The organism is Microbacterium sulfonylureivorans (genome assembly GCF_003999995.1).
Classification (GTDB): domain Bacteria; phylum Actinomycetota; class Actinomycetes; order Actinomycetales; family Microbacteriaceae; genus Microbacterium; species Microbacterium sulfonylureivorans.
In genome coordinates this window covers 109448-131719 of sequence record NZ_RJAD01000002.1, presented here as the reverse complement: position 1 = coordinate 131719, position 22272 = coordinate 109448, and the positions used below count along the sequence as shown (strand labels likewise).

General features: G+C 66.4%; 25 protein-coding genes, 1 pseudogene and 1 riboswitch. Of the genes and pseudogenes, 13 read left to right on the top strand and 13 right to left on the bottom strand.

The features are described 5' to 3' along the window. Positions 1-34: 34 nt before the first annotated feature. From EER34_RS10110 to EER34_RS10100, 3 genes are all read right to left on the bottom strand, one after another. Entirely contained in the window at positions 35-793 is a 759-nt protein-coding gene (locus tag EER34_RS10110) for an SDR family oxidoreductase (RefSeq protein ID WP_127474483.1), read from the bottom strand. 102 nt (positions 794-895) lie between these two features. Then, a complete protein-coding gene (locus tag EER34_RS10105; RefSeq protein ID WP_127474482.1) occupies positions 896-1318 on the bottom strand; it encodes a sigma-70 family RNA polymerase sigma factor family protein in 423 nt (140 codons plus the stop codon). Beyond that, positions 1315-2220 carry an RNA polymerase sigma-70 factor gene (locus EER34_RS10100; RefSeq protein ID WP_127474481.1) on the bottom strand — a complete coding sequence of 302 codons (906 nt, stop codon included), beginning with the start codon at positions 2218-2220 and terminating at the stop codon, positions 1315-1317. The genes EER34_RS10105 and EER34_RS10100 overlap by 4 nt, the downstream gene beginning before the upstream one ends. A gap of 180 nt (positions 2221-2400) precedes the next feature. On the opposite strand from EER34_RS10100, the gene EER34_RS10095 reads away from it, so the two are divergent. The 5 genes from EER34_RS10095 (at position 2401) to EER34_RS10075 (ending at position 7057) form a co-directional block, all read left to right on the top strand. Next, a complete protein-coding gene (locus tag EER34_RS10095) occupies positions 2401-3144 on the top strand; it encodes an alpha/beta fold hydrolase (RefSeq protein WP_127474480.1) in 744 nt (247 codons plus the stop codon). Positions 3145-3252: 108 nt separating this feature from the next. Continuing rightward, a complete protein-coding gene (locus EER34_RS10090) occupies positions 3253-4191 on the top strand; it encodes an SDR family oxidoreductase (protein ID WP_127474479.1) in 939 nt (312 codons plus the stop codon). A 69-nt stretch (positions 4192-4260) separates the two neighbouring features. Then, positions 4261-5106 (top strand): helix-turn-helix transcriptional regulator, encoded by an 846-nt coding sequence (locus EER34_RS10085; protein ID WP_127474478.1) that lies wholly within the window; start codon positions 4261-4263, stop codon positions 5104-5106. A 125-nt stretch (positions 5107-5231) separates the two neighbouring features. Continuing rightward, the gene (locus EER34_RS10080) at positions 5232-6563 is read left to right on the top strand and encodes a flavin monoamine oxidase family protein (protein WP_127474477.1); all 1332 of its coding nucleotides are present in this window, start codon (positions 5232-5234) and stop codon (positions 6561-6563) included. A gap of 29 nt (positions 6564-6592) precedes the next feature. Beyond that, complete coding sequence (locus EER34_RS10075; protein WP_127474476.1) at positions 6593-7057, top strand: GNAT family N-acetyltransferase; 465 nt, start codon at positions 6593-6595, stop codon at positions 7055-7057. A gap of 137 nt (positions 7058-7194) precedes the next feature. Here EER34_RS10075 and EER34_RS10070 read toward each other — a convergent pair whose 3' ends face one another. Continuing rightward, on the bottom strand, positions 7195-8061 hold the full coding sequence (locus tag EER34_RS10070) for a potassium channel family protein (RefSeq protein ID WP_127474475.1): 867 nt from the start codon (positions 8059-8061) through the stop codon (positions 7195-7197). A gap of 157 nt (positions 8062-8218) precedes the next feature. Here EER34_RS10070 and EER34_RS10065 point away from each other — a divergent pair, with 157 nt between their 5' ends. Then, positions 8219-8701: a hypothetical protein gene (locus tag EER34_RS10065; RefSeq protein WP_127474474.1), complete on the top strand. Its 483-nt coding sequence runs from the start codon at positions 8219-8221 to the stop codon at positions 8699-8701. A gap of 392 nt (positions 8702-9093) precedes the next feature. On the opposite strand, the gene EER34_RS10060 is transcribed toward EER34_RS10065, so the two are convergent. Then, positions 9094-9735 carry a hypothetical protein gene (locus tag EER34_RS10060; protein ID WP_127474473.1) on the bottom strand — a complete coding sequence of 214 codons (642 nt, stop codon included), beginning with the start codon at positions 9733-9735 and terminating at the stop codon, positions 9094-9096. A gap of 33 nt (positions 9736-9768) precedes the next feature. Here EER34_RS10060 and EER34_RS10055 point away from each other — a divergent pair, with 33 nt between their 5' ends. Further along, complete coding sequence (locus EER34_RS10055) at positions 9769-10098, top strand: hypothetical protein (protein ID WP_127474472.1); 330 nt, start codon at positions 9769-9771, stop codon at positions 10096-10098. Positions 10099-10335: 237 nt separating this feature from the next. Here EER34_RS10055 and EER34_RS17750 read toward each other — a convergent pair whose 3' ends face one another. Further along, entirely contained in the window at positions 10336-11397 is a 1062-nt protein-coding gene (locus EER34_RS17750) for a DUF2510 domain-containing protein (protein ID WP_127474471.1), read from the bottom strand. A gap of 731 nt (positions 11398-12128) precedes the next feature. After that, a complete protein-coding gene (locus tag EER34_RS10045) occupies positions 12129-12980 on the bottom strand; it encodes a bifunctional 5,10-methylenetetrahydrofolate dehydrogenase/5,10-methenyltetrahydrofolate cyclohydrolase (RefSeq protein ID WP_127474470.1) in 852 nt (283 codons plus the stop codon). 21 nt (positions 12981-13001) lie between these two features. Then, positions 13002-13078, bottom strand: a riboswitch (ZMP/ZTP riboswitch). Positions 13079-13151: 73 nt separating this feature from the next. Between EER34_RS10045 and EER34_RS10040 the strand changes: the two genes are divergently transcribed. Continuing rightward, positions 13152-13835: an HAD family hydrolase gene (locus EER34_RS10040; RefSeq protein ID WP_127474469.1), complete on the top strand. Its 684-nt coding sequence runs from the start codon at positions 13152-13154 to the stop codon at positions 13833-13835. A 104-nt stretch (positions 13836-13939) separates the two neighbouring features. On the opposite strand, the gene EER34_RS10035 is transcribed toward EER34_RS10040, so the two are convergent. Next, positions 13940-14149, bottom strand: a complete 210-nt coding sequence (locus EER34_RS10035; protein WP_127474468.1) for a hypothetical protein — start codon at positions 14147-14149, stop codon at positions 13940-13942. 304 nt (positions 14150-14453) lie between these two features. On the opposite strand from EER34_RS10035, the gene EER34_RS10030 reads away from it, so the two are divergent. From EER34_RS10030 to EER34_RS10020, 3 genes are all read left to right on the top strand, one after another. Continuing rightward, positions 14454-14981, top strand: a complete 528-nt coding sequence (locus EER34_RS10030; RefSeq protein ID WP_127474467.1) for a hypothetical protein — start codon at positions 14454-14456, stop codon at positions 14979-14981. A 55-nt stretch (positions 14982-15036) separates the two neighbouring features. Then, positions 15037-15573, top strand: coding sequence for a hypothetical protein (locus EER34_RS10025; RefSeq protein ID WP_127474466.1), 537 nt, complete (start codon positions 15037-15039; stop codon positions 15571-15573). Between the two features lie 285 nt (positions 15574-15858). Continuing rightward, on the top strand, positions 15859-16839 hold the full coding sequence (locus EER34_RS10020) for a DUF4037 domain-containing protein (protein WP_240642276.1): 981 nt from the start codon (positions 15859-15861) through the stop codon (positions 16837-16839). Between the two features lie 45 nt (positions 16840-16884). Here the strand turns inward: EER34_RS10020 and EER34_RS10015 are convergent, their stop codons facing one another. The 3 genes from EER34_RS10015 to EER34_RS10005 all read right to left on the bottom strand — a co-directional run bounded on the left by EER34_RS10015 (position 16885) and on the right by EER34_RS10005 (position 18959). Beyond that, positions 16885-17229, bottom strand: a complete 345-nt coding sequence (locus EER34_RS10015; RefSeq protein ID WP_127474464.1) for a cupin domain-containing protein — start codon at positions 17227-17229, stop codon at positions 16885-16887. A 222-nt stretch (positions 17230-17451) separates the two neighbouring features. Next, complete coding sequence (locus EER34_RS10010) at positions 17452-18501, bottom strand: S66 family peptidase (RefSeq protein WP_127474463.1); 1050 nt, start codon at positions 18499-18501, stop codon at positions 17452-17454. A gap of 131 nt (positions 18502-18632) precedes the next feature. Continuing rightward, positions 18633-18959, bottom strand: coding sequence for a nuclear transport factor 2 family protein (locus tag EER34_RS10005; RefSeq protein WP_164743536.1), 327 nt, complete (start codon positions 18957-18959; stop codon positions 18633-18635). 105 nt (positions 18960-19064) lie between these two features. Here EER34_RS10005 and EER34_RS10000 point away from each other — a divergent pair. Continuing rightward, positions 19065-19673: pseudogene (locus EER34_RS10000) on the top strand (recombinase family protein). Positions 19674-19784: 111 nt separating this feature from the next. Here EER34_RS10000 and EER34_RS09995 read toward each other — a convergent pair. After that, positions 19785-20195: a DUF4279 domain-containing protein gene (locus tag EER34_RS09995; RefSeq protein ID WP_127474461.1), complete on the bottom strand. Its 411-nt coding sequence runs from the start codon at positions 20193-20195 to the stop codon at positions 19785-19787. Between the two features lie 167 nt (positions 20196-20362). Continuing rightward, on the bottom strand, positions 20363-20554 hold the full coding sequence (locus EER34_RS09990; protein ID WP_127474460.1) for a hypothetical protein: 192 nt from the start codon (positions 20552-20554) through the stop codon (positions 20363-20365). Between the two features lie 782 nt (positions 20555-21336). Between EER34_RS09990 and EER34_RS09985 the strand changes: the two genes are divergently transcribed. Continuing rightward, positions 21337-22263, top strand: coding sequence for a hypothetical protein (locus tag EER34_RS09985; protein WP_127474459.1), 927 nt, complete (start codon positions 21337-21339; stop codon positions 22261-22263). Positions 22264-22272: the final 9 nt, after the last annotated feature.

The window sequence follows — 22272 nt, the reverse complement described above, 5'->3', positions numbered from 1 at the left end:
CTCGGCGCGGCGCGCGCCGAGGCATCCGGTCCCGTCAGCTGCGAGGCGGGTTGGCGGGCAGCCACTCGTCCAGCGTGGTCGCGAAGATCTGCGCTCCTTCGACGGGGACGAGGGTGCGTTCCTCCATGCGTGCGCCGAAGTAGGTCGCCTCCGGGTCGCCGACGACCTCGCGCGCGTCGCCGCGGAAGGCCAGCGCGCGCCGCACCCACTCGTCGAGGCCCATCTGCTCGGGTCCGGCGATCTCGACGTCGGCGTTCAGCGGCGCGCCGGCCGCTGTGCGGGCGACAGCGGTCGCGACGTCCTCGGCCGCGATGGGCTGCACGAGGTTGCCCGGAAGGTGGACGGCGCCGTCCTTCATCGACGTGTCGGCGATGCCGCCGACGAATTCGAAGAACTGCGTCGCGTGGACGAGCGAGTAGGGGATGCCGGACTCTCGGATCAGCGCCTCCTGCGCGACCTTCGCCTGGAAGTAGTCGATGTGCTGCGGACGGTTCGTGCCGACGATGGTCAGAGCGACGTGGTGGCCGACTCCCGCCTCGCGCTCGGCCGCGATGAGGTTGCTCGTGGACGTCGTGAAGAACTCCATCACGTCGGCGGCCGCGAACGACGGCGAGTTCGAGACGTCCACGACGACATCGGCTCCGACGAGCACCTCGGCGAGTCCTTCGCCGGTGATCGTGTCGACTCCGGAGTTCGGCGAGGCCGCCACGGCCTCGTGCCCGTGCTCGGCGAGCTTCGCGACGACCTTCGAGCCGATGAGGCCGGAGCCTCCGATGACGACGACCTTTGCCATGATGTGCCTTTCGTATGCGTGGAGCGCCGGGACCGGCGCACACCAGCTACGACCGGGCGGAGAGCCCGGATGTGACGACTCCGTGGACGACGGCGACCCGGATCATCGCGCGTCCCAGTGGGCGAGCTTGTCGGGGTTCAGGACCAGCCACGCCTCCTCGATGCCCGCGCGACCCGCGCGGAAGCACAGCACGCCGACGACGCGTCGCCGCTCGGACCGGCGGATCACGAGCCCCGGCAGCCCGTTGACAGGCTCGACCGCGAGGGCCTTGCCGTCTCCGAGGACGTGGATGAGATACGCGGCCACGTCATCGCGGCCGCGCAGCGGCCCGACCGGCGCGGCCACCAGTCCGCCGCCGTCGACGATGAGCTCGGCATCCGCTCTCAGCAGACGCTGGATGCCGCGACCGTCGCCCGATGAGGCGGCGGCGAGGAGGTCCCGGGCGAGGCGGTCATGGCGGGCGGTGGCGGCGGCATCCGCCCGTCGTGAAGCGTGAAGCCACCGCGCGACACGTCGGCGGGTCATGCTCCGGCCGCGACGGCGTGGCGGAGCTTGTCGGGGCTCATCACCCAGAGGAGCTGCACGATGCCGTCCTCCGACGCGGTCACGGTCACGACGGTGGTCACCACGCCGTTCTCCGCGAGGGTGGCGGCGGGCTGGCCGTTGACCTCGACCCAGTCGATCGTCTTGCCCGTCCAGAAGTGGCTCGAGAACGCGGCGACGAACGTGGCGACGCGGCTGCGCCCCGCCACCGGGGTGCGGGCCGCGAGTCTGACGCCGTTGCCGTCGGTGTAGCTCACGACGTCGTCGGCGAAGAGGTGCTCGAGCTCGGCCACCTCACCCTTCTGCGCAGCCACGAGGAAGGCCTCGAGCAGCCGGCGCTGCTGCGTCGCAGGCACCTCGGTGCGGCGTGCGGACGCCAGGTGCCTGCGCGCCCGGCTCACGAGCTGCCGCGCGCTCGCCACCGTCGAGCCGACGACGTCGGCGATGCGCTCGTAGGGATAGTCCAGCGCCTCCCGCAGCACGTACGCCGCGCGCTCGGTCGGGGTGAGCTTCTCGAGCAGCAGCAGGATCGCGAACTGGAGCGCCTCGCCCCGCTCGGCACCGAGCGCCGGATCATCGTCGGTGTTGATCGGCTCGGGGAGCCAGGGTCCGATATACGTCTCGCGCCGCGCATGGGCGGACTGCGTGGCGTTGATCGACAGGCGGGTCGCGATCGTCGCGAGGAACGCGGCGGGCTCGAGCACCGCCGCGCGGTCGGCGCCCTGCCAGCGGATCCAGGTCTCCTGCACGATGTCCTCGGCATCGGCCACCGTGCCGAGCATGCGGTAGGCGATGCCGAAGATACGGCGACGATGCTCGTCGAACACGGCCACGGCGTCGTCGAGATCGTCCGTGCCGGCGCCGGAGTTCGCTTCCAGGCTCATGATTCGTCTCACGCTACTTAAGGACCGGACGGCCCCGCGATCTGTGACGGGTCGGTCGAATCGGCGAACGCCGTGGCGGATGTGTCACACCGGCGCGGAGAGCTCGGTCCTTCTTGACGACGGCGTACCTCGCCGCTCATCGATGCACCGCCTCACCCACTCGCAGAAAGAAGCACGATCATGACCGAGCAGAAGCCCACCATCGTCCTCGTCCACGGCGCCTTCGCCGAGTCCGCCTCCTGGAACGGCGTCATCGCCCGGCTGCAGCAGCACGGCGTCCGCGCCGTCGCAGTGGCGAACCCGCTGCGCAGCCTGTCCGGCGACGCGCAGTACGTGCGCGACGTCATCACCTCGATCGGCGGGCCGATCGTTCTCGTCGGTCACTCGTACGGCGGCATGGTCATCACCGAGGCCGCCGCGGAGAACGATGCCGTGGTGGGCCTCGTTTACGTCGCCGCTTTCGTGCCGGAGACGGGTCGGAGCGCATTCGACCTCTCCACGAGTGAGCCCGGCAGCACGCTGGGCGCGGCGCTCGCCGCCTACCCCGTCGCCACAGGCGGCGACGAGCTCGCGATCCGTCCGGAGGTGTTCCACCACCAGTTCGCCGCCGATGTGTCCGACGCCGAAGCGGCGCTCATGGCGGCGACGCAGCGCCCGGTGACGCAGGCCGCGCTGTCGGGGGGCCTTCTCACGGCTCGCCCGGCGTGGAAGGACATCCCTTCGTGGCACGTGTTCGGCGACCAGGACCTCAACATCCCCGTCGCGGTGCACCGTGCCGGCGCCGAGCGCGCCGGGTCACGCGGGACGCACGAGATCGCAGGCGCCTCGCACGCCGTCGCCGCCTCGCAGCCCGAGGCTGTCGCCGCGACCATCGCCGAGGCCGGCCGCGCCTACGTCGCGAGCCTCCAGGCGGACGCGGCCTGATCAGACCGCAGCCAGGTACCGGCGATCCCTGGGTAGGCGCGCCCTGAATCGAACAACGGATTCCGCCCAGCATGGAGGCAGTCCACTTCGAATGCCCCAGGAGCCCCGATGCCCGCATCGCTCGACATCCCCGTGCCCGACCTCTCCGGCCGCCTCGCCCTCGTCACGGGTGCGAGCGACGGCGTCGGATTCGAGATCGCCGCTCGCCTCGCCCGTGCGGGCGCCGAGATCGTCATGCCGGTCCGCAGCGTCGAGAAAGGCGAGGCGGCGGCGGATCGCATCCGCGAGCGCACGCCGGATGCCGGCATCCGGGTGTCGGCGCTCGATCTCTCGTCACTCGACTCGGTCGCGTCCTTGGCGGACGAGCTGCTGACGGCGGGACGTCCGATCGACATTCAGATCAACAACGCCGGCGTCATGAACCCGCCGACGCGTCGGCTCTCCGGCGACGGCTTCGAACTGCAGTTCGCGACCAACCACCTCGGCCATTTCGCACTCGTCGCGCGCCTGCTGCCGCTGCTGCGGGACGGTCGTGCGCGCGTGACGAGTCAGGTGAGCATCGCCGCCGACCAGGGCGCGATCAACTGGGACGACCTCGCCTGGGAACGCCATTACGACCCCATGAAGGCCTACAGCTCGTCGAAGATCGCGTTCGGCCTGTTCGCGATGGAACTGCAGCGCCGCTCGGACGCGGCAGGCTGGGGCATCCGCAGCAATCTCTCCCACCCCGGCATCACTCCCACCAACCTGCTCTCCGCGCAGCCCGAGATGGGACGCCCCGACGACACCGTCGCGGTCCGGTTCATCCGCGCGATGTCGCGCCGCGGCCTCCTCGTCGGCACTCCGTCTTCGGCCGCACTGTCGGCCGTGTACGCGGCGACGAACCCGGACGCACAGGGGGGCAGACTCTACGGTCCGCGCGGCTTCCGGCACCTCAGCGGACCGCCCGCCGAGCAGAAGCTCTACTCGCGCCTGGACGATCGTGACGCCGCGCGCCGAGTCTGGGAGCTGTCGAAGCGGATGACGGGGGTCGAGGTGTCGGCATGAGCCCGTCGACGCGAAGAGAAGGATCGGCGGTCCCTTGTTCCGTCGGTGGTGATCTCGGAGACTCGGAGCATGGATAGAGCGCAGCTGGCGGACTTCCTCCGCCGCCGCCGCGAGGCGCTTCAGCCGGAGGACGTCGGCTTGCGGCGCGGTGCGCGGCGGCGCACCTCCGGGCTGCGCCGCGAGGAGGTCGCGGCGCTCTGCGACATGTCGGTCGACTACTACAGCCGTCTCGAGCAGAGCCGCGGTCCGCAGCCGTCCGAGCAGATGCTCGCCGCGATGGCGCGAGGTCTCCGGCTCTCGCTCGACGAGCGCGATCACCTGTTCCGGCTCGCCGGGCACACCGCGCCCGCGCGGGCGCTCCGCAGCGACCACATCTCCCCCGGAGTCATGCGCGTGCTCGATCGCCTGTCCGATACCCCGGCACAGGTGATGACCGAGCTCGGCGAGACGCTCGCGCAGACGCCCGCAGCACGAGCGCTCTTCGGCGACGAAACCCGCTACGAGGGATTCATGCGCAGCATCGGCTATCGATGGTTCATGGATCCCTCGGTACGAGACGTGTACCCCACCGAGGACCACGCAATGCACTCGCGTGCGTTCACCGCTGATATCCGCACGGTGTATGCGAAGCACGGTCCGCAATCCCGCGCCGGGGCGATCGTCGAAGCCCTGCTGGCGGAGAGTCCCGAATTCGCCAGCATCTGGACAGAGCACGAGGTCCGCACCACGCACGCCAGAGAGAAGCGCGTGCAGCATCCCGAGGTCGGAGTGATGGACTTGCAGTGCCAGTTCCTCGTCGATCCCGAGCAGGGTCAGACGCTCCTCGTCCTCACCGCGACACCGGGAACGGGCAGTCACGACATGCTTCAGCTGCTCTCGGTGATCGGCACGCAGGCACTCGAGGCGGATCGCTGACACCGGCATCCCTCTCGGATCGCTGACGGAACGCGGCGAGCGCCTCGTACCGCACGGTCGCGCCGAGGCGTCCTGCTCGATAGCGTCGGACAGGCGCGACGCGCGCGCGAAGAGGAGAGCCGGAGATGGATCCCATCGACACGATCGTCATCGGCGCCGGGGTCGCCGGCCTCACCGCCGCACGCCTGCTCGCGCGCTCCGGTCGACAGGTCGTCGTGCTCGAGGCCCGCGACCGCATCGGCGGTCGAGTGACGACCGAACGCCGCGACGGATTCGTGACCGACCTCGGCGCCTCCTGGATCCACGGCATCACCGACAGCCCGGTCGCTGCGGCGGCGCGGGCGTTCGGCATGCGCACGGTGGAGTTCACCGTCGGCGGCTACCAGCCAGACAGTCGCCCGATCGCCTATTACGGCCCCGACGGGGCGCGGCTGACCGATGCCGAGGCCCAGCGCTTCGTCGACGACATCCATGCGGTCGACGCCACTCTGCTGGGGGTGGTCGCGCAGTCGGCTCCGGATGCCTCGTACCGCGACGTGACCGACACGGCGATCGCCGCCCAGGGATGGGATGAGGAGCGCGCCCAGCGTGTGCGCGAATACATGGAGCACCGGTCGGAGGAGCAGTACGGCGCACGGATCGAGGACCTCGCCGCGCACGGTCTCGACGACGACTCGATCGACGGCGACGAAGTCGTCTTCCCCGACGGCTACGACCGCCTCCCGGCGAACCTCTCGAACGGACTCGACGTGCGCCTGTCCCACATCGTCTCCCGGGTGGAGTGGTCGAGCGGGGGCGTCGTCGTCACGACCGACCAGGGCGTCTTCTCCGGCGCCAGCGTCGTCGTGACCGTGCCCGTCGGCGTGCTGCGGTCGGATGACTTCGTGATCGAGCCGCCGCTCCCCGAGCCCGTCGCCGGCGCGTTGCGCCGACTGACGATGAACGCCTTCGAGAAGGTGTTCCTGCGGTTCCCGACGAAGTTCTGGGACGACGGCGTGTACGCGATCCGCCAGCAGGGCCCCGAGGGCGCCTGGTGGCACTCCTGGTACGACCTCACGGCGCTCCACGGCACACCCGCGCTGCTCACATTCGCCGCAGGCCGCGGTGCGATCGACACGCACGGCTGGACCGAGGATCGCGTCGTCGACTCGATCCTCGCCCAGCTGCGCCGTCTCTACGGCGAGAAGGTCGAGCTGCCGACCCGGGTCCACCTCACCAACTGGCAGGATGACCCGTTCGCCCACGGCTCGTACGCGTATATGACGGTCGGATCGACGACAGAGGATCACGACGATCTCGCCACGCCCGTCGGCGGCGTGCTGCACATCGCGGGCGAGGCGACCTGGACCGACGACCCCGCCACCGTCACCGCTGCGCTCTGCTCGGGGCATCGCGCGGCGGAGCGGGTGCTCGATCGGACAGTGCCGATGAGCCGGCTGTGGGATCACGAACGCTGATTCGACGGAGCAGGATTGCGAGAAGGAACATGCAACATCGCGTTGCCGTGCGGAGAGCGGTGCCGTCGGACCTGGACTCGATTGCTGCGCTCAAGGAGGAGTGGGCTGCTCTCCCAGCCCGCGCTTCCGCCGAGGAGCGGGACGAGTTCGCCAGGGCGCTCGGCGAGTGGTGGGAGGAACGGAGCGGGTCGGTGATCTGCTTCGTCGCGGAAGTCGACACCACCCTCATCGGGATGGCGTGGCTGGTCATTTTCGAGCGCGTCCCAGACATCCGCAATCACCGTCGACGGACGGGCGACATTCAGAGCGTCTACGTGCGCCCCGGCTACCGCGGAGCAGGGATCGGCTCGCAGCTGCTCGCGGGCCTGGTCGCCGTCGCCGACGAGCTGCAGATCCCGCGGGTTACCGTGAGCGCGAACTCGAAGGCGGCAGCACTCTACGAGGCCCAAGGTTTCGCTGCCGCATCGACCTTGCTCGAGCGACGCTTCCGCTGACCGTCGAGTCGCGGCGCGCGGGCGAGGGCGAGGGCGAGGGCGGAGCCTGCAGCGAGCGAGCACGGGCCCCGCGCAGATCGTGCTTCCGGGCGACTCGCCCGGACCGGATGCGCGTCATCCGCCGGAGCCCCCGCCCGCTAGGCGTGGTCTCGGGCGAAGGATGCGATGACGTCACTTCGGGTTTCGCCGAGCGCGCCGAAGTTGTCACGCAGGCAGGTGCCGAGTTCTTCGAGCGCGTCGTCGAGGATCAGTCCGGCCACGCGAAGGTCGGCGTGAGTGGACGCGCTGGCCGCGTCAGCGAGGGCCTGGGCGACGGGGAGTGCGTGACCGAGTGAGGTCGGCTTCTCGCCCTCGCGGAAGTAATAGGACTCGGGGCTCTGACTCAGGTCGACCTGCGCGCTCGCGATGTGCTGGGCCACCGCATGGACGACGACCGACGCGCTGACGGGGTCCGCTTCGGCGATGTGGTCGGGGTACGACGCGCGGCCGAGGAGCGTGAGATAGAGCGCCGTCGACCGCCTGCGCGCAAGGGTCGGGAACAGCTGAAGGAGCCAGGTCGCACCGCCGGTTAATAGCGCGAACCCCGTCACTGCCTGCAGCGGTGACAGCACACGAACGAAGGGGTCTGCCGGGACGACCTCCCCGAACCCCAGCGTGGACAGCGATACCAGCGAGAAATAGAGAGCCTCCAAGACATCGGGGTAACTCGCTGGGTCGATCCCGTCGGGGTAGACGAATCCGTCGGGCACATGAGGAAGGTAGATGAGTGCCCATCCGATCGCCTGGATCGCCGCCCAGGACAGCACGACGCAGATCGCGGCGAGCGGTCCAGATGCGGCGCGTGCGCGGCGGCCGAAGCGAGACGTGATCGCCCAGATGCCGGCGACGATCCCGCGTGTGAGCCGCCCTCGTGCGTGCGGGTGAACCAGCGTCAGGAAGATGTCGGAAAGTCCGTACACCACGACCGCCGCGCCTGCGATCGTGCTCAGGACGTTCCAGATCACAACCCCACGCTACTCCGGGGCGATCTGCTAGAGCCGTCCGCGGCGCTGCCGTCTGACAAGGCGAACCGGGAGCCGGTTGGCCTGACATCAGATCGGGCACACCCGGTCGGAGCGGCGAGCCGTGCACATCGAGCACCGAGACAGATACCGTTGGCGGATGTTCTGGAGAACGTACGGCTCCGTCGTTGGATGGATGGTGGGCGTCGGCGCCGCGGTCGGCGGGCTCTTTCTCTTCATCGTCTTCGGATGGCTCGTCCCGCCGGACCGCGGCGAGGAGTTCGCCATCGTGATGCTTCCCGCCTACGGCGGATTCTTCGGCGCTCTCACCGCGGCATCCGCGAGCCTGATCTACGCAATCTGTCTCGCCCTGTGGACTCGGCGAAGGGACCGGTCGATCGCCTCTCGGGGGTGGGTCGGCGGGCTCTCATCGGCCTTCGGTGCGCTGACCTTCTGGCTGGTCTTCGGACTCGCGATGAGCGGACCATACGGATTGGTGGTCTGGGGTGCGATGTTCGGCGCGGTGTCGGCAATCCTTGCCATGTCGGTTGCCGGACCTCTCACCGCTCGCGCGGCACGGCGCGCAGACCGCGATGCCACGAGCGCATCCCAGGTCGCGCTTTCGACTCAGCACACGGGGTAACAGCGGCGCCATGCGCCGCGCGAATGTGGCTGCTCTGCGCGCGTTGTCAGCGGGCGGGCTATTCGTGCGCAGTCAGTCCCCCGCCCACGACCGATCTCGTTGCGATGCCCGGCCGATCACATCAGATGACGATCCGGTTCTGGAACGCTTGGCGCGGCGATCGAGACGTGATGCACTCCGGGATCGGGAACGCCGGAATGCCAATCGCAGAGGAGCGCGACCCCCTCCGACGAACGTGAAGTGACGGCTGGGGATCCATAGCCTTCGGGAACCTGGGTCGCGGACGTAGCGTGGGCCTCGACTAGCAACAGGTCGTCTGCGCCGCACACTGAGGGAGCGGGGTGCGGGCGCTGGCTCGACTCTCGAGGCGGCTTTGTTCGACCTGCGCGCGGCTAGGGGCGGATCGTCTCGATCGCAGTGGCGTAGTCGGCGATTCGTTTTGGGTCGAGTACCGCCGTGTAGCCGAGGAGGCCGTCCCGGTTGGGGACGAAATCGACGGGGTGAGTATCGAAGAGCTCGAGGCGAACGGTGGTCAACGGTCGGGCGAGCATCACCTCGCCCGTCGTTACCCGCCGCACTGCCTGCCAGGGAATGAGCGCTCGTCGCGACGGGTCCGTACTGGAGCCTTTCCAGAACGAGACTCCGTCGGAGTCTGCCACGACGGTTACCAGTTGGCCGAAGCTGGTCGGGCCGGTCCCTGGCACCGGGAAGTCCGCCGCGATGCGAGCATCGAGCAACGGCTCGGTCTGCGCCCCCAGGACGACGGCGCGGGGGCGGCGCATTCTCAGAGTCGCGATACGGCCGGTGTTTCGAAGAGGCGTCCAGAGCACACCGGCCGCTGTCCCGGCGAGCACAAAGCCGGTGACCATCGCGATCATCTCAAAGGGGTTCCCATCGCCGGCCAGGGTGCGAACGAGGCTCCACACTGCGAGCAGAACCGCAAGCATCACGAGAGCCGTGATCAGGAGACCAACCCAAGCGCGGCGCGATTTCACAGTCTCATCCAACCCCACCCGACGGGTGCTCACTGCCATGGTTGGCGCTGAATCGGCCGCTACTCTCTGGCCATGGTGATGAATTGGGAGACGTGCCAGGTGCTCGCCACGGTGCTGCCGCTAGTGATCGTGACCCTTGTCGTCGAGCGACGTTCGATGAGGATGAAGGTTCGTCGACGTCGTTGGTTCAGAGACGGCATCCTTATCGTGTTCGAAGTCTCGGTCGTCGGGCTCGGATTTGCCATTGCAGGCACCCAATTCGGAGGCTTGCCAGCCTACTGGGGAATGAGCGCCTGGATCCTCTCGGCTTCCTCGATCGTTGGCCTTGCAGCGATCACGTTGTTGTCGATGGCTTCCACTGAAGTCGACGAGGACGAGGAGGAGGACGCCGTTGCGGCGTAGATCGCGGCGCGCACGGGCCGGTCCGCCCGACTGTCCGATGAGCGACCGCCTGTCGGGCGCAGCAGGTTCTCCGAGCGGGGTCGTGGTGCGTCTGTGCGCGTGGAGTATGGCACAGATGCCAGTTTGGCGCGCTCCTGGACCCGGATGCGCGCGCCCAGTAACCCACCAGTGGGTGGTGCGCGTACGGCGGCGGCCACAGGCGATAGTCCCCCTGTGGCCGCTGTCCGTTGTGACGAGTTACAGGTGCGGGTACGCGGTGACCGCGGAGTCCAGCGGCACTTCCCAGAACGAGGTCTCCCACGCCACGGTGCCGCCGGCGGGGACGCGATCGGTGTAGGTGGAGTCGACGCCGACGATTTTGCCGGCGCCGTCACGGGCGATCAGGTCGATGGTGACCAGATCCTGATCCTCGGAGAACACTGACACCAACTTCCCGGAGACCTTCATCATGTCGTACTCGGCGCCGGTGACGACGTCGGTGATGCTCATCGAACCGGTCTCCGCCGCGGGAGAGTGGGTCGCCGCGTCCGCGGTCGGCCCGCGCACCTCAATGTGGTCAATGACCCCGGTGCCGATCTCGAAGAAGTCCCCCACGTACCAGCTCTCGCCGGACAGGATCGTGGTGTACGTGCTGCTGGAATCCAGCAGCACGCCGTCGGCGTCGTACGCCTCGACGGAGATCTCCGCGAACGAGAACACGTAGTCCGCGTTCGGGTTGGTGACCTGCACCGCGTACCAGCCCATGCCGTTCTCGGTGTCCATGCCGAACGCGGACTCACCGAGTACGAGCTCCTCAACCGCGGCGGCGGCGTCGGCCGGCTCCTCCTCGGCAGCCTCCTCGTCGTCAGCCACCTCCGACGAGCCGACATCCTCGGCCACTGTGTCCTCGATCGCATCGTTCACGGCTCCTGCGGCCAGGGAGACGAACACGACGATCCCGACAATGGTCCCCACTACCGACACGATGATCGCGGTCAGCCCCTGCCACTTGGGCTTGTCCTTCTGGAACACAGCAACGATGCCTAGGATGAACCCGATCGGCAGAAGCACCCATCCCAGGATGAGTGCGCCGGGAATGCAGGCAAAGACGAAGCCGACCGCAGACACGGCAAGAGCCACGATGCCAAGGATGTTGCGGGGCTTCTTCGGCGAGGGCTCCGCGACCGCAGTGACAGTCGGCCGTGCCGGGCGAACACTCTCGGTCCAGATGGTGCCGTCGTAGTAGCGCTCCTGGCCGGGGTTGTTGGTGTCCGGGTACCAGTTCGCCGGGTAGTTTCCAGGCGGGTTCGACTCAGTCATGTTGCTCTCTTCTCAGGGGAGGACCGCAGGCCGCAAGGCTGCCCTCCGGTATTGCTTCTCCTCTGCGGGTGGCAGGGGTAGGCCTACAGGTCGTGCGCGATGGTCGGCGCTACAAGATAGATCCGTTCCGTGCGACGGATCGGCGCGTCGTCGTCCGGCTCGCAGGAAGTCTGGACAGGCCTGGTGCCGCTTTCCACGGCCCGCGATGTTCCGTCCGGAACGCGCCGTCGATAAAGAACCTATCGGGAGGAGCTTTGCCGATTGCAAGGTTCCGATCAGCGGTGCCTCAGGATCCTTCGAACGGTTCCAGCGCTCGTTGTCTCGGAGTTGAAGCCGCCACGCCGTGTGCAGCCCGTGGATAGGACCGTGGGCGGGGCATGCGGGGTGGGCGGTGCATCATCAGCACTTCGATCGGTCAAGACCGCCCCAAGCTCCAAAGCCGTGCCATGCGGTATCGATGCACGGGAGCGCGCACCGGCACACGGACGGGGCGCTTAGACGTGGATGCCTATTGCTGTTCCATCTCCACGGTCATGGTCACGCCCATCGCAGTCAGCTCGTACGTAAGCTTGCCGTTCGCGAACGTGAAGGTCTTCGTCGGATCACCGGACGCTAGCAGCGCGCTGTCGGTCTGGGTGGTGTCGTTCAGGGACTCCCACGTGAATGTCTCAGTCGTCTCGGTCGGCGCCTCGTACGTCCCCGCTCAATAGAGGGCGGTAGTGGACTCGGCCTCATTGACCCAGCTGATGGTGGTTGCGGGCGGCGTCGAGGGTCTGATCGAGCAGAACCGCGATCGTCATCGGGCCGACACCGCCCGGTACGGGCGTGATGAGTTTGGCTCTTGTGGCTGCGGCCGCGAACTCGACGTCGCCAACGTTGCCGGCGTTGTAGCCGGCATCGACGACAACCGCGCCCGGTTTGATCCAGTCTCCGCGGATCAGTTTTGGCCGCCCCACTGCGGCGATCACAATGTCCGCGTCGCGAACAGCGTCAGCGAGATCTCCCGTCTTCGAGTGGCAGAACGTCACGGTCGAATCGCGGGCGAGGAGCAGCATCCCGATCGGTCGGCCGAGGATGGGGCTCCTCCCGACCACGACCGCCCTAACTCCGGCAAGCGCAACGTCATACCGATCGAGGAGCCTGAGGATTCCGCCGGGTGTGGCCGAATGGAATCCAGGCTCGCCAAAGGCCATGCGAGCGAAGGAGGTTCGGGTAACTCCGTCGACGTCTTTGCTCGGGTCGATCGCCTCAAACGCGGCGCGTTCGTCAATGTGAGCTGGCACCGGGTGCTGCAGCAGGATCCCGTCCACTGACCGGTCGTCCGACAACTCTTTCAGGACGGCGACGAGCTCTGCCGTGGTCGTCGCTTGCGGCAGGTCAATGCGTCGGGACTCGATGCCGACCTTGCCCGAGCGGTTGACCTTCATCCGCACATACACGTGCGAGGACGGATCGTCGCCCACCAGGACAGTGACCAGACACGGGCGTCGCCCAGCGACCGCAAGCAACTCGGCTGTGCCCTCAGCTATCTGCGCGAACGTCTCGTCCGCGAGGGACGCGCCATCCATCAGCTGTGCTGTCATGAAATTCTCCGCTCTCTATGCGGAGAACGCCCAGGCGGACGACGTTCTCGACTCCACTCCCTGGTAGTTCCCTACCCGCGCCAGTCGTGTGTCCCAATCGTAGGGCCAGGCCATGGAGCGCGTAGCGGGACCGTTTCCCGGGTGAAGTGCGCCTGTTCGTAAGCTGTCGCCGTGGCAACTCTGCGCGGCGTCGGCTTTGACCTCGATGGCACGTTGTTCGATCATCACGGATCGGCCTCGCGTGCTGTCGACGAGTTCCTTGGATCCCTGGGCGTCCAGTCGTCGCCTCAGGCCCGCGCGATGTGGTTCGCAGCCGAGGAGCTGCAATTCGAGCGGTGGCGAGCCGGCCAGATCAGCTTTCAAGAGCAGCGTCAGGAACGGTTACGGAGCGTTCTACCGACGTTTGGGATTCGGCCGCCGGACGACGAGGTGGAGCTCGATGACCTATTCGAGCAGTATGGCCGGGCGTATCGACGCGCGTGGCGGGCATTTTCGGATAGCGCCAGCCTGCTGAAAGGCCTCCGATCGGCTGGACTGCGTGTGGGAGTACTTACGAATGGCACTCAGGAGCAACAGCTCGACAAGCTCACCGCGATCGGTTTGATCGACTCCCTCGATGTTGTGTGCACCTCAGAACGCATCGGGGCGCAGAAACCCAGCTCAGCTGCGTTCGGCGCGTTCACCGTTGAGCTTGGGGTGAGTGCCGAAGAGTGCTTGTTTGTCGGTGACCACGCCGAACATGACGTGGCCGGCGCCCGTGCTGCGGGCATGCACGCGCTGCTCATCGATCGTCGCGGTGACCACGCAGAAGGCATTGCAACAGCAATTCACGACAGCCTCGCGCTGGCGCGGTAGCCGATCGCCATTTGACGTCCCGTCCTCGGCACGATCGCTAACGATGGCGCATCGGACGCCCGGGCAGATCCCTCCTTGCAGGGCGCGAAAGTGTCGAGGGAGTATCAGGCCGGCTTGTCGTTCGTGTCGTCGGCGGCGGTGGTCAGCTCGAGGATGCGCGCTTCGAGGGCGCGCAGGAGTGGTTCGCGCCTGGCCGTCTTGAGCAGTTCGCTGATGTAGGACTGTGCGAGTCCTGTGGCGACGAGGCCGGCATAGCCGCTGTCTTCGATTTCGATGACGAGGTGACTGACGGCGTCGACGTCGTCAGCGACCATGCCGCGGAGAAGCCTTGTCGCGAGAAGATCTGGTCCGTCCATGGCGGTTGCTCCCTTCGCTGCGGGATTCTAGGAACCGATCGGGCATCGCTCAAGGGTGCGTCTATACCCCTGATGCGCGAGCTGGTTCCCGAATTCGATCGCCGCCCGCACGAGGACCGGCTTGTGGGCGTTGACGTGGGCCTTCGTCCGCCGAACAGGGGACATCAAGACAGGGTGTTGGGTGACTAGATTTGAGCGGCGCGTCATCGAGCGGCGCATCGAACACTGAGCAAAGGTCGAGTGGTTGCATCCTTCTCTCGTCATGGCGCACCGCAAACTCAGGCTCGCCGCAATTGTCGCGAGCATCCTGCTGCTCGGTGTCGCGGGAACCGGGTGCGCCGCTGCCGTCCAGCCGAGCCCAACGCGCGCTGTAGCAGCAGCCTCCCCGACCCCGAAGCCATCGTCGACTGCACAAGCTGGCCCCAGCAAGCACCAGATCGAGTACGAGGCGGCTATCGCCACCTGGCCCGAGCCGCTGCCTCCGGGCTACTCCTGGCCGGCTTGGACCGACCTGCCTCATATCGATCCTCCTGGCATGGGACAGCTCGGTGAGGCGGACAACGCAAGCGGCATCTATCGCTGCATCCTCATCGATGCCGCCTGGCACGCCTACTTCGAAACGAATGACCCGGTCGCGTCGAAGGGCTACGCGACCCGTGCCGACCAGTACGTCATTCCCGACAACCCATCGTTTAGCCAACCTGTCACCGAGGACGGCGTGATCGTCGACAGCGAGCTAGCTAGAGCCAACGGCATCTGCCGGGGCATCGTAGGAGAGTTGCCGCACTGAGGTCAGATAGCCGCGGGTGTAAATCTCGGTTGGAACGGAAGTGAATGTGGCGACTATGCCCAAGACGGCAGTGCTGAGACGCATCACGTCCCGGCGCCTCAGCGCCTGTCTGGTGGTCGTTGTCGCGGCCAGCCTCTGCTCAGGGTGTGTGACGAGTTACGACGGGGCGGTTCGAATGGCTCGCGATGAGGCGGCCTCTTCTCTGGAATATGCCGTCACGTCGATGGGAGAACTTTCGGACTCGGCAAATATCGGCCTAACCATCGATCGAGATGACTTCGAGGATTACACCTGGGGGCTGCTCCTTAGTGAGTCGGACAGGGCTGACCCTGAGTTCCGATCATTAGCCGTCACCTCGTTCACGCAAGACGGAAGGTCGCTTGAAGTGCGAATCTTCGTCCGTGACGCTGCGACGTTCTCTCGGGGCTTGGCCTCGACGTCGGCATCGGTGCATGGATGTGCAGCACTGAGGACGGTGCGTGACGGCTCGGTCTCAGTCAGCGACGTGCCCTGCGATGAGCGGCTCGCCGAGGTGACGTTCGAAGAGTCCACAGAGACATCCCTGGCTGATCTCCACGCATCCCAAGACTAAGCACCTTCCGCCCGATGGTGGATCGCGTTGCGGGCGGTCATGGACCGGAGATAGGCCTTCGATTTCCCGCGCTGACTGCTGGAGGCGCAGCAGCACGCGAGGCGCAGTTCGCTGCAGCGGATCGACGCTGGCATCCGCAAACCGAGACAGTGTGAAAGTCGTTGCGGTCCGCCTACGACCCGCACTCGACGGCTGCGCCGTGATGGGCGCGCGAACGTGCACGATAGAACCGTGACTGAGTCAGGTCAGAGCGGCATCGCTCTCGCGCGGCGGTACTTCTTCGACGTGGTGAGTCCGATCCTCGCAGACCGGTTTCCGGGTCTGCCCCACGCTGCGGGGCGTCTTGGCTCGGGCTCGGATGTCTTCGGGTGGGACGACGAGGTCTCGCGTGATCACGACTGGGGACTCAGGCTGAGCCTGTTCGTGCCCGCGGATGCCGTCACCGAAGTCGACGAACAGCTGCAGCGTCTCCTGCCGGAGCACTATTCGGGCTTCCCGGTTCGTTTTGCCTTCACAGGTCAGACCGTTCCGCGGCACCATGTGGACGTCAGCTCCGTCTCTCGATTCCTTGATGACCGGTTGGGGTTCAACCCCCGTGCTGACCCGTCAGTGCCCGACTGGCTCTCGCTCACGGGGCAGGCCGCGCTGGAAGTGGTCGCCGGTCCGGTGTTCGTCGACACCGCTGACGAGCTGACCTCGGCTCGACGGGCCCTTGACTGGTATCCGCACGACGTGTGGCGTTACGTGCTGGCGTGCGACTGGATCCGCCTGGCGCAGGAACTGCCACTGATGGGCCGCGCGTCCGACGTCGGCGACGAGATCGGATCGCGCATCATCGCCGCGCGTCTCGCACAGATCGCCATGCACTTGGCGTTCATACTGGAGCGACGGTGGCCGCCGTACGCGAAATGGCTCGGCACGTCATTCAGCCACCTGGCGTACGCACCAGAACTACGCGGTGCGCTCGACGGAGTGCTCACCGCCGACGAGGGTACCTCTCGGCAGCACAGCATCGCCGCCGCGCTGGAGCACCTGCTCGAGCGGCAGAACTCCCTGGGGCTCACCGCAGTGACAGGTGCCACCATCCCGTTCTGGGACCGGCCCCACATCCATCCGAACCCGACCATCATCGATCAACTGCTGGACGGGATCACCAACCCCGATGTCACCGCGCTTCCGCGAGGTCGGGGATCCGCCGAGCAGCGAACCGACAACGTCGACATCCTCATCAACCCTCAAGCTCGAGCGCGCATCGTCGCCATCTAGGCGATCACGCCCGCTCAACCACCGGCTCGCGAGCGCTCGATCCGGTCAGCTGCTGGGGCCGAGCATCCGGGAATCGGCGACTCCGGCTGCCTCCCCTTTGAGTTCGACGAAGATGGCGTGCGTCCCTGATCGGCCGATGTTCGCCCCCGCGTGCCGCTGCGCCGGGAGCCACGCTGCTTCGTTGGCGTGCATGTCGACTTCCCGCTCGCCCGACTCGGTGCGGAGCCGGCGCTGGAAATCGCTGAGTGTCACCATCACGCTGTTCGGGTGCACGTGCGGCGTCGTACTGTCGCCAGGCTCGTCGCGGTACTCCAGAACGCGCACGAATTCGTTCTCAAAGATGATGCGGTAGTGGGCCGGGTTAGTCGTCACCGGATCGTCCTCGACCATGATCGCGAGCGTACTCCGCGATTCGACGTGTTCGCAGCGACCGCCCGACCGGCTCTCGGACCCTGGACAGCGCCGCAACTGCCCCCACGACTGCTCGCCTCGATGGCCATCGACTCCACCTGCGCGCAGGTCGACCCGCCATCGCGCATGGATGACGTGACAATAGTCGATCGGCCGACACCGGCGCCATGGAGCGATCACCCATCGCCATGGCTGGATCACTCAGTAGTCAGCAGTCACAATGTGGCGTGCTCCGTCGAGTGCGATGGTGCCGCCATGTGGGACGATCCATTGCGGGCGGGTGTGTCCGAACGGCACCCCGACGCAGACCACCGCGTTTGGGTTGTATCTGACGATCTGCTCGATGATTGTGTCCCGTTGCGCGTCGCGCAGGCGGGTTCGCTCCGGCACTGAGGACACGGGTGAAAGCCGCTCGCTGACCGGCGGTCGGGCAACAAGCACACCGGCAACTGCGCCGAGGACTCCGCGCTCGCCCAGGGCGCGTACCCAACGCTTGACCTCGGTCACAGACGGTACCTCCCCGCCGGTCTCCAGCAGCAGGATCGCCCCGTCGAAGTCAGAAACGTCGGGCATTCGTCCGGCAAGAGCAATCTGGTCGATGACCTCGATGCAACCGCCCCAGCTGCGACCAGACACGGCCTTCTCCGGTCCAGCCCACGTCCATGGCTCGGTGACCTCACGTGCGCCGAAGTCCAACAGAGATCGTGGGTCTTCCCACGGCCACCCGAAGTCCTCGGACTCGCCGGGCTCGGTGAGCTCGAGAGTGCCGCCGTCGAGCAGGGCAGCCCGCAGCGACCGCACATGGATGTCATCGAGATGAGGGCCAGGCCCGAGGTGCACCTGGGTCGACCCGCCGTAGAAGCTCGGCACGCCGAGGTTCCAGAGCAGGTTGTGCAGGTTCGTGTTGTCGCTGTAGCCCAGGAACGGCTTCGGGTTCGCCGCGAGCACCCCGGCGTCGATATGCGGGATGACGGTCACCTGATCGTCGCCGCCGATCGTGACCAGCACGGCGCGGATGCTCGGGTCTGCGAAAGCTTCGGTGACGTCGGCGGCACGGGCCTCCGCACTTGCGCCGAGTTGCCGGGTGGTTGGGTATTCGACCGGGATCAGTCCTGTCGCCTCGGTCAGCCGGCGCATTGCCTGCTCGTGCAGCGTGGGCGAGATCGCGGGAGCGGCGAATGCCGGCGAGATCACGGCGACCCGATCACCCGGCAGAGCCTTCGGAGCAGCTCTCAATGACTTTGCGACCATCACCTGATTAGACCAGAAGCCCGAACCGTGCCGCGCCGCGCCGCGAGCCGATCCCAAACAGATTGCGGCATCTAGCCCCGCTAGCGTTCAATCCTCGCCAAGACCCATGCACGCGGCCCGAAATCGATCGGCTAATGCGCCGTGACGATGGTGCCTTGGTGGAAGCGGAGTTGCGGCTTTCCGTCAGTCATGACCCACACGGATGATTGGCGACTGACGCGGTCCGCGCCGTGGACGGTGTATCCAACGAGAGCGACGCCGGGCACCAATTCACTGAACTCCCAGTCCGACGTGGCGACGGGGGCACGCTCGATCTCGACGGCCATCGCCGCAACGATCTCCTCTCGCGACCATCGCCTGCCCCAACGGCCGATCTCGATGAACTCGGGATGGAGAAGTTCGCGTACCCGATCCGGATCGCGCCGAGTCGCTGATGTGAGCAACTCCTCCTCAGCCACACGGAGGGCGGAACTGTCCATAACTCTTAGCTTGTCATCGCATGGCTAACGTGCGCTGACGGATCCGGCGCGAGCGGTGCTCGTTGACGGGTGAACGCTGAGCCCATGAATGAAGTACAGATCGGATATGCCAGGGTCTCGACTGCGGACCAGGACCTCACCGCCCAAAGGGACGCGCTTCTGCGCCTGGGAGTGGAGGACGCGAATACCTACGTGGATCACGGGATGACCGGTGCGAACCGCGCCAGACCAGGACTCCGCGAAGCGCTCGCGGCTGTACGCGCGGGCGACACCCTTGTCGTGACCAAGCTCGACCGGCTCGCGCGCTCGATGCGTGACGCGCGCGACATCGCCGACGAACTCACGACGAAGGGCGTTGCGCTCAGCCTCGGAGGAAGCAGATAAGGCCCGACTGATCCCGTAGGGCGGCTGCTGTTCAACGTGCTCGCCATGGTTGCCGAGTTCGAGCGCGACCTGATCAGCATGCGCACTCGCGAGGGGATGGCGGTTGCCCGTGCGAAGGGACGACTCAAGGGCAAGCAGCCCAAGCTGTCGACAAGCCAGCGCAAGCTTCTCTTCGAGGTTCAGGATCGGGGAGAGTACACGCAGACCGAGGTCGCCGAACTGTTCAGCGTCTCCCGCGCAACCGTGTATCGCGAACTGAAGCGTCGCCGCGAAGCATTCCTCGCGCCCTGCGAAGCGCACATCTTCTGACCCTCAAGCCGGGCGTCGCCCGGCGCCGTGAGCCTTTCTCGGGACGGGGTCGCGAACACGGCCCTGCGACTCCGTTGGTCGTCGCGCGTATGCGGACCGGCGTCCGCGCGGCTACTTGTCTTCATCCCGGCACCAGGTGGTGCCGAACAGATCCACGCCGAGCAAAGCAAGCTGCTGTGCGAGGGCAGTGGGGATCACGAATCCGCCTTGATGTGAGTCGGAGTACGCGCTCCACCAGATGCGTGCTTCGCAGTCCGATGGCAGGGAAGCAAAGCGTCCTGCAGCGACTTGGCACCGGTTGAGCAGCTCTCGAAGGGCTCGAGTTCCGCTCTGATCGTCTTCAGTGTTGTCCAGCTGTCCGACGTCGAGTGTCCACACGTGACGCTCACGCACGCGTCCAGAGCGCAGCGACGCGCCTTTGAGATGTGTCTCGCTGGGAACCAATCCGAGCAGTTGGGATACGTCATCGGGCGCAGTTTCTGTCGCGAGTACCACGAGAGACGCTTGTCCGGACTGAATCATGAAGCCACCATATGGGCGGCCGCTGGAGCGACGGTGTTCGCAGACCTCGACGCGCGTAGGCGGACCGGTCAATGCGGTATCACTTCGACGGCCGGCAACGTCCAGCGTCGAGTTGACGCTCCCCGTCACGCCCAGGACGTTGCCCGTCGTCGGGCGAGGGTGAGCGGTTAGCCGATCCGAATTTCAGTGACGTGGTCAGTACCACGCCAGGGAACCGGGAACGGCGTAAGCAAGGCACCATCCGGGTAGCCCGGGGCGACCGCCTCTTGATAGGCATACGCTTCATCCTCGTCATCGAAGACGCCGAGGATGTTGTTGTCGGGCGAACTGTCGTGGTAGACGATCCAGACCTGTTTCACCTACGTACCGTACATCGATCTTCAATGCCGATCGGGCGTCCGTTGAGCCACCGGCGTGCGTGCCATCGTCGTAGACTCGGCGCGTGCCGTCGGTCCACGCTGAGATCAACTTGCTGGAGACGCGTGCGGGCGGGCGAGAGCGCGGAATAGATGCCAGCGGGGGCTATCGACCGCATGTACGTGTTGATGGCGGCGAGTTGCTCGGGGTAGAAGTTGTGGGTGGGGATCGATGGATCGAACCCGGAGAATCCGCGGTGGTCGATCTAGAGCTGCTTTACGACGTCGACTATTCGTTGTTACGGCCAGGCACCACGTTCTCGATCGTCGAGGGTCCACGACGAGTCGGAACTGGGGTCGTCCTGTAGCCCCCGGTGGGGCTGTAACCACCAACCTCTGTACGGTCAGGGACCGGCGATCGCACCGTTCCACCTCGCCACACCGCTAGACGCTCGGTACCTCGATGATGGATGCTTGCGGCATGGCCGATCACGATCGCTCCCTGGTTTGGCGGGTAGCCGCAGTGATCGGTAACACGTTGGTGAAGGCGCTTGGCTTCTTCCTCTCGGTGATGAAACCTCCCGAGCAGATGAACGCGCAGACGATGCTTCCGCCGGAGCCCCTCCCGCCTCGAAGGGACGAATACCGACCCTAACTCCGACGAGGTGATTTCCGCTCGGTGAGGCACGGTCGTGCGGGCAGGTACGGCCCGGATGGAATGACGCGCGCCGCGTGCGCGGGGAATGCACACAGTGCACCGCCCGATCGCACGCTAGGTTGCACGGATGGACGACTTCCCCTTTAACGCGGAGTCCATCGCGCAGATGCGTTCGCCAGCGCTGTTCGAGACTCTTTCAGATCTGTCAATGATCTGGTCCGTCGGCACCGGCGCAATCCTCTACGACCGCCGTTTCGATCGCGACTCGAAGCTCTCCGAGAGCTTGCGCGCTGTCGCAATCGCTAGCTCGCTCGGGAGAAAGAGCATCGACTCCGTGCGGAGCGAATACGCCGACCACGAGTTCGATGACAACACGGACCCGGCGAGGATCAAGTATGTGGAGGCTTATCGGCATGCGCGAGCGTATGTCGACCGCTCGCTGAAGTCGCTGAAGACCGACCCGGATCACGAGCTAACTGTCGGAATGTACGCAGGGGCGGTTGCACTTCAGCGGCTTCAGTGGTCGATGTTCGCCGCTCACCTGCTCTACCAGCTCCGGCTAACATTCGAGGCGGACTCGGTTGCACGACACGTGCTTGAGCAGGTCGCCTGGGCGGTCGCCGTCGCAGAGCTAGATAAGGACGATGACATCGACGCGGTCCAGCCGCAGAAAACCATTGGCCGCTTACGATCACTTGTTCCCGAGGCTGGACCACTGTACGGCGAGTTGAGTCGCACTACCCACGCAGGAGTCGCTACTCACCTTTCGATCTTCGAAGTCAACGACGAAGATCAAGGGATCGTTCGTCACGGGGTCACCGACTGGTTCCGCTCAGCAACGGTGATGCTGGCTCTCGCGGACTTTTGGGTTATCGCCCACGAACATACTCAACGTGCGCACGTCCGAGAGATCGTGGCGTGCGAGCCGGCCAACGACTACCGGCCCGTCGAGGACCGTGCATTCCTGACGGAGCTCAGGACGGCGCTTCAACATATCCGGACGACAGAGCACGACCGACCGTCAGAGCGACGGGACACGCGCAAGCCGCGATAACGCCGCAGC